This is a genomic window from Vibrio sp. SBT000027 (assembly GCF_963894355.1).
GTDB classification, from domain to species: Bacteria; Pseudomonadota; Gammaproteobacteria; order Enterobacterales; family Vibrionaceae; genus Vibrio; species Vibrio splendidus.
On record NZ_CAWQGD010000001.1, the window covers coordinates 1,267,515 to 1,280,765 of the forward strand.

At 44.3% G+C, this 13,251-nt stretch carries 13 protein-coding genes; 8 read left to right on the forward strand and 5 right to left on the reverse strand.

Features of this window, described 5'->3' with window-relative positions; translation table 11 throughout:
- Positions 1 to 277: 277 nt before the first annotated feature.
- Positions 278 to 1,333 (reverse strand): DUF1254 domain-containing protein, encoded by a 1,056-nt coding sequence (locus tag AACU28_RS05425; RefSeq protein ID WP_121602515.1) that lies wholly within the window; start codon positions 1,331 to 1,333, stop codon positions 278 to 280.
- Positions 1,334 to 1,736: 403 nt separating this feature from the next.
- On the opposite strand from AACU28_RS05425, the gene AACU28_RS05430 reads away from it, so the two are divergent.
- Genes AACU28_RS05430 through AACU28_RS05460 form a run of 7 tightly spaced genes read left to right on the forward strand, consistent with a single transcriptional unit; the run spans position 1,737 to position 8,293 of the window.
- A complete protein-coding gene (locus tag AACU28_RS05430) occupies positions 1,737 to 2,705 on the forward strand; it encodes an AAA family ATPase (RefSeq protein ID WP_104214525.1) in 969 nt (322 codons plus the stop codon).
- A gap of 14 nt (positions 2,706 to 2,719) precedes the next feature.
- Positions 2,720 to 3,652: a DUF58 domain-containing protein gene (locus tag AACU28_RS05435; RefSeq protein WP_017079161.1), complete on the forward strand. Its 933-nt coding sequence runs from the start codon at positions 2,720 to 2,722 to the stop codon at positions 3,650 to 3,652.
- A gap of 19 nt (positions 3,653 to 3,671) precedes the next feature.
- Complete coding sequence (locus tag AACU28_RS05440; protein ID WP_121602516.1) at positions 3,672 to 4,211, forward strand: DUF4381 domain-containing protein; 540 nt, start codon at positions 3,672 to 3,674, stop codon at positions 4,209 to 4,211.
- Entirely contained in the window at positions 4,204 to 5,229 is a 1,026-nt protein-coding gene (locus AACU28_RS05445) for a vWA domain-containing protein (protein WP_102566632.1), read from the forward strand. The genes AACU28_RS05440 and AACU28_RS05445 overlap by 8 nt, the downstream gene beginning before the upstream one ends.
- Complete coding sequence (locus AACU28_RS05450; RefSeq protein ID WP_121602517.1) at positions 5,222 to 6,202, forward strand: VWA domain-containing protein; 981 nt, start codon at positions 5,222 to 5,224, stop codon at positions 6,200 to 6,202. Before AACU28_RS05445 ends, AACU28_RS05450 begins: the two co-directional genes overlap by 8 nt.
- Positions 6,196 to 6,930 carry a hypothetical protein gene (locus AACU28_RS05455; RefSeq protein WP_121602518.1) on the forward strand — a complete coding sequence of 245 codons (735 nt, stop codon included), beginning with the start codon at positions 6,196 to 6,198 and terminating at the stop codon, positions 6,928 to 6,930. Before AACU28_RS05450 ends, AACU28_RS05455 begins: the two co-directional genes overlap by 7 nt.
- Positions 6,917 to 8,293, forward strand: coding sequence for a BatD family protein (locus tag AACU28_RS05460; RefSeq protein WP_121602519.1), 1,377 nt, complete (start codon positions 6,917 to 6,919; stop codon positions 8,291 to 8,293). The genes AACU28_RS05455 and AACU28_RS05460 overlap by 14 nt, the downstream gene beginning before the upstream one ends.
- A 44-nt stretch (positions 8,294 to 8,337) precedes the next feature.
- On the opposite strand, the gene AACU28_RS05465 is transcribed toward AACU28_RS05460, so the two are convergent.
- Together AACU28_RS05465 and AACU28_RS05470 are read right to left on the reverse strand one after the other, a co-directional pair.
- Positions 8,338 to 9,288 (reverse strand): LysR family transcriptional regulator, encoded by a 951-nt coding sequence (locus AACU28_RS05465; protein ID WP_054541129.1) that lies wholly within the window; start codon positions 9,286 to 9,288, stop codon positions 8,338 to 8,340.
- Positions 9,289 to 9,483: 195 nt separating this feature from the next.
- Positions 9,484 to 10,371: a LysR family transcriptional regulator gene (locus AACU28_RS05470; RefSeq protein WP_121602783.1), complete on the reverse strand. Its 888-nt coding sequence runs from the start codon at positions 10,369 to 10,371 to the stop codon at positions 9,484 to 9,486.
- 152 nt (positions 10,372 to 10,523) lie between these two features.
- On the opposite strand from AACU28_RS05470, the gene AACU28_RS05475 reads away from it, so the two are divergent.
- On the forward strand, positions 10,524 to 11,129 hold the full coding sequence (locus AACU28_RS05475; protein WP_102461925.1) for a short chain dehydrogenase: 606 nt from the start codon (positions 10,524 to 10,526) through the stop codon (positions 11,127 to 11,129).
- Between the two features lie 76 nt (positions 11,130 to 11,205).
- On the opposite strand, the gene AACU28_RS05480 is transcribed toward AACU28_RS05475, so the two are convergent.
- Both AACU28_RS05480 and AACU28_RS05485 read right to left on the reverse strand, forming a co-directional pair.
- Entirely contained in the window at positions 11,206 to 11,832 is a 627-nt protein-coding gene (locus tag AACU28_RS05480; protein WP_108149641.1) for a LysE family translocator, read from the reverse strand.
- A gap of 311 nt (positions 11,833 to 12,143) precedes the next feature.
- Positions 12,144 to 13,004, reverse strand: a complete 861-nt coding sequence (locus tag AACU28_RS05485) for a delta-class carbonic anhydrase (protein WP_121602520.1) — start codon at positions 13,002 to 13,004, stop codon at positions 12,144 to 12,146.
- Between the last annotated feature and the right edge of the window lie 247 nt (positions 13,005 to 13,251).

Genomic DNA, 13,251 nt, shown 5'->3' on the forward strand with positions numbered 1-13,251 from the left:
TGTCAAAATCTCGATAACTTTAGCTAAATTATATGAAAAGCATATATTAGTCACACTTGCATAACATATGGCGTATCTAACGCGGAATCTACACTGGGAAATCCGATTAACAACTAATAAAGTCGTTTAGAAAAACATGCGCGAATACACAGCGATAGGCCAGAGACACTGCTATCGAACAAATAAAAAAGCGCGTTACTGCCAGTGGCAATAACGCGCTTCTTGAATCGATATTTTGCGATATCGTTTTAAGCTATTCGGTTTAAGCTATATCGTTTTAATTAATCACTTTCACATAAGGAAGCACTCGGAATCCATCACGTACTTTTTGGCTCGGAATGTAATGGCGGAAAGCCAAGTTAAACACACCAGAATCGTTCTCTGTTTTGATGTTGTTCACCGCATCATCGCCACAACCAAAGCTTACAGTGTAAGTACCGTCTGCATTTTTCTCAGCCGTGTTTGAGCTTACGTTCCCCACTTCACCAAACATGAAACCTTGCTTGTTGTATACCGTTACCGACCAAAACGCTTGGTTCTTAGGATCATCAAAGGTTGCTTGATGACAAGTGTCTGCTGGGAAGTTGCCAGAGACTTCGTAGATATTGTCATCTAACTGCGCGCCACCCCAACCGATAGCCGCACCCACCGCGTACTTCTCTTTGGTAAACATCTCTTTTGAAGCATCTTCAGGGCTGGTAAACATACCAAACGTCGCCTGAGCACCATCGCGTTTCAGTAGTTTTGGCATTTCCATCTTAAGGTTTTTCTCGACCTTCTCGAATGATTTCTCATCCACTTGCATTGCCATGAATTCGGCGTCTGCTTTTGCATCTATGCTCATCTGATCTTGGATTTTATGAACTTCATCTTTGGTGAACGTCGCGTCGGTACGAACGATTACATACACGTGGTCACCACTGTGAGTAGAAAGATCAAACGTACCAGAACCGTATTGCATTGGCTGAATGCGGTGGTCTTCTGTAATCACTTCCATCGACATGTATTTGCCTTCAGGAATCTCAGGTAGCGTAATCGTCGCGCCTTGCGAAACGTTAATCACAGCCATTGAGTAGTATGTGTCTCGGTTCATTCGAACCACAGGCTGTTTATCAGTTGGCGTTAGCTCGCGTTTGTGTAGGAATTTATTAACGCCAACAAGCTCTTGGTTTTTCAAATATTGGCGTGACGTTTCGTACACCGCGTAATTGTCGACGGTAGTCACTTCACCATCGGCATTGAAGAACTCTGTCAGAGTTGAAACTTCTTCAGCTGCGTAAGAAGAAAGAGAAACTGCGCTTAAACCTAAAACTACTAATGCTAATTTTTTCATTGTTGACCTCTAATAAAATCGATAACGCTAAATCAATACATAGTCCATTTGTTTTTGTTCGAACAGTTAGTTCGTTAACCACTCAACTTGTGAACAATGTTATCAAGGCAGCATAAATTCACAAATGACATCTCCGTATAAGAGATATGCAGAGAAGTAATGTTACTTATCAACCTTTATTCTTGATTAAAATGCAAACAATACAGTAGCCTATTTATAGACCATGCAATTCAGTATTTCCAAGGTGAGCCTTTAACAAAGATATGTTGATCGCGTATGTCGAAATTATTTTCGACTACCCTTAGCAAAGGTGATTTAAATAATTGCTTTAACTAACAATATTTATCTTTTCGCCATCTGGTGACCTGAATCTCACTTGATTAATTAGTCAATAGGTAAGCAAATGAACCCAACTTTAGACTCTATAAACCAACTAAAGCAGCAGATGGAATCCTCGGTAATTGGCCAACAACATATGGTTGACACATTACTGGTTGCACTACTTACAAATGGTAATGTTCTGCTAGAAGGATTACCCGGAACAGCAAAGACTCGTTCTATCAAATCATTGGCTTCTGCCCTACAAGTTGACCTTGGTCGTGTTCAATTCACTCCAGATCTGTTGCCTTCGGACGTAACAGGCACAGAGGTGTATCAAGATGTAGACGGCAAACCGACGCTTACCTTCCAACCGGGCCCAGTTTTCAACAATCTATTGCTGGCGGATGAGATCAACCGTTCCCCAGCAAAGGTACAAGCTGCATTGTTGGAAGCAATGGAAGAGCGTCAAATCACTGTAGCTGGCAAGACTTACAAACTGCCTGATCTATTCATGGTTTTAGCGACACAAAACCCGGTTGAACAAGAAGGTACTTATCCGCTGCCAGAAGCGCAAATGGACAGATTTATCATGAAAATAAATCTCGATTATCCAGATGCAGATGCCGAAGAGCAGATCATTAAGATGGTTCGCAGTGAGGAAAAACCAAGCACTGAGAAGCCCGCCCCCATTGATCCGCAGTGTATTTTTGATGCTCGCGATCAACTGCGCGACATACATTGTAGCGACGCGGTTCTTAAGTACATTGTCGCGATTGTGGTGGCAACAAGACAACCCGAATTGTACCCAGAGTCACCCCTTTCACAATGGATCGGTGTTGGTTCAAGCCCACGTGCAACCATCGCATTAGACAAGTGTTCAAGAGCAATGGCGTGGCTAAACGGAAAAGACTTTGTTGACCCCGATGATGTTCGCAACGTGGTTCATGGCGTTCTGCGTCACCGCCTGATTCTATCGTACGATGCACTTGCTGAAGGCGTCAGCTCAGACCGAGTCATCGATGAGATTTTGTCTCAAGTTGCAGTAGCGTAACGCGAGAGGCCACCATGGAGACGAAACCAACACTTGATCCCGATATCTATACCGATCTAAAGGCATTACGATTGTTGAAATACAAGGCGCATGGCTTTGACTTTCTACCTAATCAGCCAATCAACAGTGCGTTAACAGGTCGCCATGTTTCGAAGCTACGTGGGCGAGGATTGAACTTTGAAGAGATGCGTCACTATCAGATTGGTGACGATATTCGCACCATGGATTGGAAAGTGACGAATAGAACGGGCAAGCCACACGTCAAAATATTCTCTGAAGAACGCGAGCGTAACGTTTATGTCATGGTCGATCAGCGCACGAGCATGTTCTTTGGCAGCACAGGTCGAATGAAATCTGTAGTTGCTGCAGAAATCGCAGCTTTGATTGCTTGGAAAGTCATAGACAGTACCGATCGTGTGGGCGCCATTATCTATAACGACAGCACTGCTCTGCCTATTTCACCACAACGCAGCGCAAATCATGTACTCAAAATACTCAATGAGATTGCGAGTAAGAATCAGCAGCTCAAAGCGGGAAAGGCTCAAGACACACAATCCAATTCGTTCGCCAAATTGTTTCATCAAGCGCAAAGGTTGGTTAAGCATGATGGGTTAGTGGTCTTGATTACCGATGGTTACGGCTATAACGAGCGTAGCGAAGAACAAATCAAGGCTTTGTGTCAGCACAACGATGTGGTGTTGTGTCATGTTACCGACCCACTAGAGCATGATTTAGCCACGCTTAATAAGATGGTACTTAGCGACGGGCAATTGCAATTATCCGTATCAGGCCAAGAAGCACAGTTACGCGATGCATTCGCCAAAGACGTGGTTCAAGCCATTGATAATTTCACGGCAGTGGCGAAGAAATATCGAATCCCTGTATTGCCTTTCAACACCGTCGATCCAACCGATGTTCAGCTTAGAAAAGCACTCGGCGCGAGTTAAATAACTGAGAATGCAGACTATGACGACTAACACTGGGCTTGAGCCTTTACAGCCAGAAAATGTGAATCCATTAATGGCCTCTTTGTCTGAGCCTTCTTTGCCAGAAAGTATCTCGTGGCTACCGAATGCTCCAGGCTGGTACTGGTTACTCTTGTTGCTGTTTTGTTTCGCTTTATATCGTGTCTATTTAGTTATTCAAAAGTACCTAGCAAACACATACCGACGCGCTGCTTTAGTAGAACTCGAGCAGCTCTCTTTAGAGGCTCAATCCGGTGACATTTCATCATTTCAAAAGCTACCACAACTGCTACGAAGAACCGCATTGTACGCCTTTCCTCGCGCAGAGGTCGCACCTATAACCGGTACAGATTGGGAAAAATGGTTAGACGACCATTGCACCAAGCGTCAATTTTCAACCAAGTTCTCTACATCAGAACTCTCAGGCGTACTTGCTCAGCTCGCCTACTCTTCAGCAGCGACATTAACGGGAGAAAAACGAAACGCCATCATGGAGAACGTTGCACTTTGGATAAAACATCACGAGGTGTCACATGATTGAATTTGAATACCCGATAGCGTTTGCACTGCTCTGCTTACCCTTTGCCGTGTATTGGTTATTGCCTGTTTACAAAGAGTCAAAAAGCGCGATTCAAGTGCCCTTTTTTGATCGCCTGATTGCCGTGTCTTCACAAGAGCCCTCTGAAACCGCGGTCAAGATGAGCCGTCGCAAAGTGCAATGGCTATTAGTCATTATCAGCTATCTCGCTTTAGTCGTCGCGATTGCTAAACCGATGTGGGTGGGCGAACCAATAGAACAAAAGAAATCCGCTCGTGAAATTATGGTCGCACTTGATCTGTCAGGTTCGATGTCAGAAGAGGATTTTGCCGATAAACAAGGTAACAAACACGACCGTTTAACGATTGCAAAGCAGGTATTGCGTGAGTTCGCGGCCCAGCGAGAACATGACCGCTTAGGGTTAATCTTGTTTGCCGACTCTGCTTATGTTCAAGCGCCATTTACTGAGGATATTAACGTATGGCAATCGCTGCTCGAAGACGTTGAACTTGGCTATGCCGGATTTCAAACCGCTTTTGGTGATGCGATTGGCTTATCAATTGCCGTATTCGAACAAGAGCAGAGCCGTCAAAGAGTGATGATTCTGCTTACCGATGGTGATGACACCAGCTCGAAAATGCCTCCTGTCAAAGCCGCCGAAATCGCCGCCAAATATGGCGTGAAGATTTACACCATTGCAATTGGTGACCCGAGTACCAAAGGTCGCTACAAGATGGATCTTCCCACTTTAGAGAAGGTATCAGCCGCAACTGGCGGGCAGATGTTTCATGCCATGGACCGAAAGCAACTCGAACAAGCTTACGCAACGATCGACGAACTAGAACAGCAAGAGTTCGAACTTTTATCTCATCGTCCGAAACACAGCTTGCACCACTATGCATTTGGCGTATGTCTGGTGAGCAACCTACTCGCCGCCTTAATCGTATTTGGTGCAAATCTGCGTCGTAAAAAAGAAATAAAGCGCGTTATTCGCCGTAGAGAGGAGCTAACAAATGACTGATTTCAATACATTGTTTGGTGGCGATATCACCCAGTTTCATTTCATGCGCCCATTATGGTTGTTAGCACTGGTCCCGTTCGTGTTGTTTTATCGCGCACTCGTTCAACAAGACGATTTAGTCGCGCAGTGGCAACCTGTCATGTCTAAAAACATGGTAGAACACCTGTCTCTCAACCAAAATCGAGCGCGTATGGTTTCCCCTAATCGATTGTTTTTGGTGTTTGCGGTTCTCGCTACGCTCATTATGGCGGGTCCAACGTGGCAGCAACAACCTTCACCATTTTTTGAAGACAATTCCGAACTGGTGATCGCCTTGGATGTCTCTGATTCAATGAATAAAACCGACATTCAGCCGTCACGATTAGAGCGCGCTAAACAGAAGATCAATCAGCTCGTTGAAATGCGAGGTGATGCAAAAACCGGGTTAGTGATATACGGCGGCAGTGCGCATGTCGCTATGCCAGTCACCAAAGACAAAGAGTTAACGCGATACTTCCTCGATGTATTGGATGGAAGCTTGTTACCAGATAATGAGAGCAAACCGGCTTCGGTGTTAAAGCCAACGCTCGAGCTAATCTCACAAGCAAAATCATCATCAACGGTATTGATACTGACGGACAAGACCAATGACCAAGCGATAGAAGAATTCACTAAAGCGTTTGAACAACAGCAACACCAAGTGATCGTTTGGGCGATGGGTGAAAACCCACAAAGTGGCGGAAATGGCGCGGCAGGTTTAACAGAAACTCAACTCACTTCACTGTCACAGTTGGCGCAAGCTGGTCATGGAAACATGGTTTCATTCACCCACGACGCAAGCGATGTAGAAGCGGTTTATCAAGGCATTCAAAACAACCTGTTTGCGGTCAACGATAACGCACTACCTTGGTTAGACGCGGGCTATTGGTTGCTGTTCTTGTTGCTGCCAATTCAATTGATGTGGTTTAGAAAAGGGTGGACGCTACAGTGGTAAATAATAAACAGGTAGTGAATCAAAAGGTAATCGATCAAAAGATTGAAAATCTGACGAAGCCAACCTCTTCGACTCTGAACCAATCCAGTCGTTTAGCTTGGTTATCCAAACTTAAACCAATGCACTTGTTGCTTGTGCTTATTGCAGGAAATCTGATTTTGGGAATTGCCGATAAGTACTCATTTTTTGATTTTTGGCTATCCAACGATCAACACGCTTATGTCGAGTTCAAGCAAGGCAACTACGCGCAAAGTGCCGCTCTGTTCAATGATCCAACATGGAAAGCTTACAGTCGTTATTTGTCAGGTGATTTCCTTGGCGCGATTGACCTATTAAGCCCACAAAAAAGTGAACAAGGTGGCGAACCGGCAACGTTGACTGATTTCGCTAAGTTAATCGTCGCGAACAGCTACGCTCATACAGCTCAATTTGATAAAGCTACTGCGCTTTACAACGAACTGTTGAACAACGAAACGTATTCAGAACAAGCGGCCAACAACCTAGCCGTTGTGGAAGCTGCGATAGAGAAGATCAAGAACACACCACCGACAAAACAAGATTCAGAAAAAGTCATTGATGATAGGAAATTGGTCGACGACGAACCAAAAGAAGGGAGTCAGAAGGAGCTCGTGATCTCTGACCAAGTTTGGCTAAAACAGGTCAGACAGAATCCATCTAAGTTTCTAAGACAAAAATTTCAGCAGGAATACAGCAATGAACAAAACTAATTCGAACGTTCGAGCATTCGACCTTCTGAAATGCTGGTTTGCTGTCTTATCCGCGATGGTGCTTTTAATTTCAATGCCTGCCAATGCTACTAACCTAGACCAGCTCGTCAGTGACGGTGAGTTGAAGCTAAACGTTGAAATTAAAACTCAAGATGTCGCTGTGAAACAACAAGTCGCACTCGACGTTGAAGTATTGAGTACCCGACCCTTTCAAGAAGAGTTGGCATTACCTTACTTAGATATACCCAACACGGTCGTAAAGAAAGATGAGCAGAAAGTCGCTCGTTCAGCACGCACAATTGAAGGCATTAAGTGGTTTACACAAAAAGCACGTTACTACTTGTACCCAATGCAAGCTGGCGAGTTTACCGTCCCTGAATTGAAGATTCCCGTTAGTGCAGAGCTTACCAGCGAAACAGTTGTTGAGGGCGTGATTCAATCGCAACCCATTAACTTTACATCCAAAATGCCCGTGAGCAACATGGATGCAGACGCGTTGATTGTTAGCCCAAATGCTGAGCTTTCAATATCAACCGATCGTCCGTTAACCGACGAATTCGAAGTTGGCCACGCGGTCACTGCAACATATACATTGAGCGTGGCAAACTCACACATGATGTTGCTGCCTGAGATCAACATCCCAGACATCTCCGGCGTTGAGTTGTATCGCAAACCAGCAGTCAAAGAAAACGTGTTTAATCGCCTGAATAAAAGCAATACCGCGACACTCAAACAACAGGTGACGTTAATTCTTCAAGAACAAGGGAAAGTCGTCTTACCAAAACAGACCATGACATGGTGGAACACAAAGACCAATCAGCTGGAATCATTGACTGTTAAGCAGCAAACGCTTCAAGTCGGTGACGCAAAGTTATTAGACTCGCTAAGTAACACTCTAGGATCGAGTGATGGGGCTCAGGCCTTATCGAATTGGTTGAGTCAATATTGGCATTACTTGATCATCGCTGGAGTATTCCTTACTGCGATTGCTCACCTAATCGGAAAGCATTTTATTGATTTAAAGCGTTATTTTGTCGCACGCCAGCAATTGAATACCAAAAAGTTGAATATTCAATTCTGTCGACACGTTGAAGAAAAGCAGTACAGCAAAGCGGTGCAAACTATCTATGAAATTACGGGGCGAACAACCTTGTCGAAAGGCACGCTTCAACTGCCTCTAGATTCTGAATCAAACGACATATGGAAGAAGTTATTGAAGCTTGGCTACGCAAAAAATACTGAAGGCTCAGTTTCAGCCTCCCTCTCAGTTTCGCTAGAAGAAGCCAAAATACTGTTAAAAGCCATCAATGACTCGCCCAAAACCCGAAGAGCACCGTTTAGGTTTAACTGGAATCTGAACTAAGCGGTCAACTTAACTTAGGCTGCGGTGTTAGCAAAGACGTTGGCTCAACTATCACAAACAACGTCTTCAATCACGGACACCACTAAGTTCTTGAACCATTGATGTGCTGGGCTAGTAACGGTTCTTTTATGCTCAATCAAAAACAGTTCGAACATTAACTCGGGAACATTATCTAGAGAGAATATCGGCACTATCTTGTCGCCTATTCCCTCTAGTTCCGTCAATTTGTGGGTCGCAACCAAAATTGTATTCGAACTCTGCATCACTTCCACCAGCGTAAGAAGCTGTCCGCTTTTAAAGGCAATATCTCTCTGCATTCCATTCTTAACTAAGTAAGTGTCTACAGGGTGTTGCAGCCCGTAATTCGAGCGAATATCGAGCGTGAGGTCAACAAAGCGAGATTCGAGGCACTGCTCAAGAGTAACATTTTTTGCTTTCGCTAAAGGGTGATGTTCAGAAACATAAAACACCGGATAGATCTGGCCAAGACTCACATATGGGAACTCGATTGGATTACTCGGGGCTTCAATGTGAATGGTAAAATCCACATCTCGTGATAACAGCTGGCTGGTTGGCGTTTTTGCAATGGGATATTCGATAAGACTGGCGTTTGGAGCGTCGTGCATGAACCGTTCGGCAAGGGGCACAGAAAGCATCCGACTCATTAATGGCGGTACAGAAACAACAAAGGTTTGAACACATTCAGCAGGATCAAACGCAGATTTCGTTACTAGGCTTCGCATCGCCAATAGCAACTCTTCTAAAGGTGCTTGCAGTTCTAGCGCTTTTTGCGTGGGCACTAGGCCATTAGACTCTCGATAGAATAGTGGATCATCAAACAACTCTCGCAAGCGACTTAAGGTACGACTCATCGCAGGCTGAGACAGATACAAGGTATTGGCAGCTCGCGTTACGTTCCTCTCTTTGATTAAAACACTTAACGACACCAATAAGTTTAGATCCAGCCGAGAAAGCTGTTGTTCGATAGTCATCATTAGACATGCATCCGAGTAATATCACTCGTTAAATAATTGCACCATTGTGACTAACAAACAAGTAGTGATGATAACTGGCTAAACGCATCATTGAATAATGCGAGCGATTCAGTAGATGCGCCCTACTTTACTGTCATTTTCAATACCCGTTTTCTGTCCAGTAAAGACCTCAATATAACCTGTTATATTGAGCGATTATTCCTCAATCTTGAGCAAGGATGTCACCCATTTTTGGAGTGGGTCTTCGTTATATCTCGGGTGCCAAGCTGCCACCACATCGAAGCTTTCCGGGGATTGCTCCATTGGGATCGTCACCAAATTGAACCCTTCAATAGCTCTGGATGGCAAGAACGCAATAGAATCTGTGGTGTTTAAATACATGGGCACGATGGAGAAACACGGTGCGGAGACCACCACGTCGCGCTTTAACCCAAACTGACCGAACCATTCATCAATCGATCCTTTGAAGTTTGGACGAGATGGTGAAGCAATAATGGTTGGATAAGTCGCCACCTCCTCTAATGAAGGTGTGGTTTGTGCTATTGAAGCATGAGGAGATGCAACACACACATGGTGCTCTTCAAACAGCTTGATTACTTTGTAGCTGCTTGGAATGTAGTCCGGAAACGCGATCGCTAAGTTAACCTTGCCGCTTTCCATTAGCTCGTGCAGGTTGTCAATTTCGAAGTCACGCACAATCAGCTTTAACTCTGGAGCTTGTTCCCTTAGCTTTGCAATTAAGCTTGGTAAGATGATCTGCTGGGCATAATCCGTCGCCGCAATCACAAACGTCCCTTTAGCTTTCTCTGGTACGAAGTTTGTTTTAGATAACAACAAATTGAAGTCGATCAGTAAACGATCGACACCGACAGACAACTCTTGTGCGAAGGTGGTCGGAACAAAGCCGTTGGTTTTTCTCACAAACAACCTATCATCAAACACTTCTCGCAGTTTCTTCAAATGCTCACTAACAGCTTGCTGGGTCATCCCCAATTGATTCGCGGCTTTGGAGGCGTTCTCTTCACGGATTAAAGCTTGGAAAACTCTAAGTTGCTTTATGTCTAATCGGTCTAGTTTGCTCACACGCACTCGCTCGGTAAAGTTGGATTCCATGTCAGTGTAACACTCAACAAGAAAAACCAGTAACACTCACAATTAAGCTTTGTTTCTACTTGTTTAGCTATTTGATTAAAGTTCTTCCATCGAAACGAAACACATACAGATCGGAGAACAACATGAAAACAATCATTCTAATTGGCGCACGTGGCAAGATGGGTCAAGCAGCACTAATGGGTTTAGGCAATCACAACGTAATCACAGCGGGTCGCTCCGGCGATGTCGACCATATCGTCGATATCACTGATCCTCAATCAATTGAAGCGCTGTACAAGAACGTGGGACACTTTGATGCGGTCGTGAACACCGTTGGCCTCTGCGAATACAATACCTTTGCGGATATGACTGAAGATCAATGGATGACCACGGTAATGAGCAAAATGATGGGACAAATCAACCTTGTTCGCATCGGCCAAAAGTACATTGCTGATGGCGGTTCATTTACTCTAATTAGCGGTATCTTGAATGTTAAACCTATTCCTTTTGCGATTGCTGATGCAACCACTAGCGGCGCAATTGATACCTTCGTTAAGACTGTTGCTTTTGAAATGCCAAGAAACACGCGTATCAATGTCATTAACCCGACCGTTCTTGCTGAAGCGTGGGATGTTTACGGTGAAATGATGCCAGGTTTTGAACCTGTACCAAGCAAACTTGTTGGTAAAGCGTTTGAGCGCTCGGTCGATGGCTTTCTTACTGGTGAAGTAATTTTCGTAGACGCGTAATGCACGAACATTAGCTACTTTCCTGCAACTAAAAAGGCGAAACAATCGGTTCGCCTTTCTGCTTAAGGAATCTTGTTTATCGATTTATCGCCAAATATGAGCCAGCCGCAATCATTATTCCACCAGCACTTTGGTTTAACCTTTTATGTGCGCGTGGCGTTTTTAGCAAACCTGCCATTCTACCCGCGCCTACAGCGATAAGCATTAAACCAGACATTAGAGCGACAGACGCTAACGCGGAAACCAATACGATATCTTGTGAGCGTAAAATAGTCAGATCAATGAAAGTCGGCAAGAACGAAATATAAAACAGAATCACTTTAGGGTTTGAAGCTGAAATCAAAAAGCCTTGCGCGAAACTCGCGAGTTCGGATTTCTGGCTCTGTTTGGCAGCGAGTTCCGCTGAGCCTTGCACTTCAGGCAGGCTCTTAAACATCTTGTAGCCCAAGTAAATCAAATAAGCTGCACCGACGTAGCGAATCACCTCAAACGCAATCGACCAATTCTCGGCAATCGTTGCTAGACCGAAACAGGCAAGCGCAAGGTAAATAAGATCACTGCATATCATCCCTAACGATAGAGTGATGCACTTTCGCCAACCATTAACCATGCCTCGAGCTAAAATGGCAAATACGCCAGGTCCCGGAGTAATACCAAATATAAACATAGCAATAAAGAATGTAATCGCACCTTCTAATGACATTGGACTGTCCTTATCTATAACCCAGCATAATTGATCATAAACGTATCATGGAGCTTCGATTCGCGTAAAGAACGTTTTTGACTAAGCGCGTTTAACACAACTCATGTTTTGAATAAGTGTGACACGTAATTTCCCCACAACACCTAAGCCCAGCCTTAACCCCAAACATAAACTTCAACTTGAACCAGTCACCAATCACCAATCACCAATCACCAATCACCAATCACCAAAATGTCTTTCGTTAAGACACAAAAAAGGCGAACCTGTATGCTCGCCTTCGAAAACAATGATCGAAAATCAACGTAACAAGATTAGTTAGCGATTGGAGACAGTAACTCAGGGTTTACGACTATATTTCTTACACCGTGGGCGTGGTCTTCGTTAAAGTCATTGCCTTCACACCAGCTACCTACTGTCGCGATATTTACTTTCGCGACTTGTGGTCTAACGCTCCATGTTACTTGGAAAGGTGAACCTTGCTCATTGTAACCAGGGCCCGTTGTAGAGCCTGCGTATTGAATCGCTGAGCCCGTATTTTGTGGAATGTTTGGTGCTTGGTTTAAACCGTTGACTTTAGAGTGTTTCGCTAATGCTTCAAAGTCGAGAGCTTTGTCGTCATTAACTAATACATAGACTTGAGTTTCAACACGCAGTTGCGGGTTGGTAATCGCGTCGTTAAAACAAGCACCCAGTGTTTCACCCGGTTCAACTTGCGCCGTTGAATAAACATAGTGAACTTCAATGGTGTCACCCGAATGCAAAGAACCATGATCGCTAGGACAAACCTTGCCCTCAAATGGTTTCAGCTCAGCTGAACTCAACGTACCTGTGTATTTAAATCCACTCTGGAATCCCTTGCCATCACCGTTGCCAGCGTATTGAGTAAACTCACCGCCTTTATGCTCAGCGTTCTTATGGAAGTGAATATTACATAAGTTCATTGCGGTTGAATCAGGGGCATCCGAAAACAGTCTGGTATTTGTTCCTTTCAATGAACCCAAATCTCGTGGGGCTTGCGGGCCAAAACCTTGCCCTTGGGTGTTTTCAGAAAGCTTCGCTCTTTGTTCTGCGATAACACCATCTGATACCGACTCATGGTTCGCGTCAGATGCATTTGCATGAGCAGATAACATCACCACCGCGACGCTTAAAAACACACTCTTGTTGTTCATATTTCTTCCCTAGAATATTGATAACTAAACCTAAACCGAACCTAACAGCAAACATATTACTATGCTCACACACGAATATAAGAGTTGTCTTTGTAAGATTAGATTTCATTGCTTACTTTAGGATGAGTATTAGAACCCCTGATGCATATAACAAGTCAAACAGGTTAAATTCGGCGAGTCCCTTCCAGAACGAATAATTTCCGACTTTGTTGACTGTTGTCTGACTCAAACGCTCAGATAAGTGAAC

Coding starts and splice junctions, on each gene's coding strand:
- AACU28_RS05425 (WP_121602515.1), bottom strand. CDS start 1,333: ATGAAAAAATTAGCATTAGTAGTTTTAGGTTTAAGCGCAGTTTCTCTT.
- AACU28_RS05430 (WP_104214525.1), top strand. CDS start 1,737: ATGAACCCAACTTTAGACTCTATAAACCAACTAAAGCAGCAGATGGAA.
- AACU28_RS05435 (WP_017079161.1), top strand. CDS start 2,720: ATGGAGACGAAACCAACACTTGATCCCGATATCTATACCGATCTAAAG.
- AACU28_RS05440 (WP_121602516.1), top strand. CDS start 3,672: ATGACGACTAACACTGGGCTTGAGCCTTTACAGCCAGAAAATGTGAAT.
- AACU28_RS05445 (WP_102566632.1), top strand. CDS start 4,204: ATGATTGAATTTGAATACCCGATAGCGTTTGCACTGCTCTGCTTACCC.
- AACU28_RS05450 (WP_121602517.1), top strand. CDS start 5,222: ATGACTGATTTCAATACATTGTTTGGTGGCGATATCACCCAGTTTCAT.
- AACU28_RS05460 (WP_121602519.1), top strand. CDS start 6,917: ATGAACAAAACTAATTCGAACGTTCGAGCATTCGACCTTCTGAAATGC.
- AACU28_RS05465 (WP_054541129.1), bottom strand. CDS start 9,288: ATGATGACTATCGAACAACAGCTTTCTCGGCTGGATCTAAACTTATTG.
- AACU28_RS05475 (WP_102461925.1), top strand. CDS start 10,524: ATGAAAACAATCATTCTAATTGGCGCACGTGGCAAGATGGGTCAAGCA.
- AACU28_RS05480 (WP_108149641.1), bottom strand. CDS start 11,832: ATGTCATTAGAAGGTGCGATTACATTCTTTATTGCTATGTTTATATTT.
- AACU28_RS05485 (WP_121602520.1), bottom strand. CDS start 13,004: ATGAACAACAAGAGTGTGTTTTTAAGCGTCGCGGTGGTGATGTTATCT.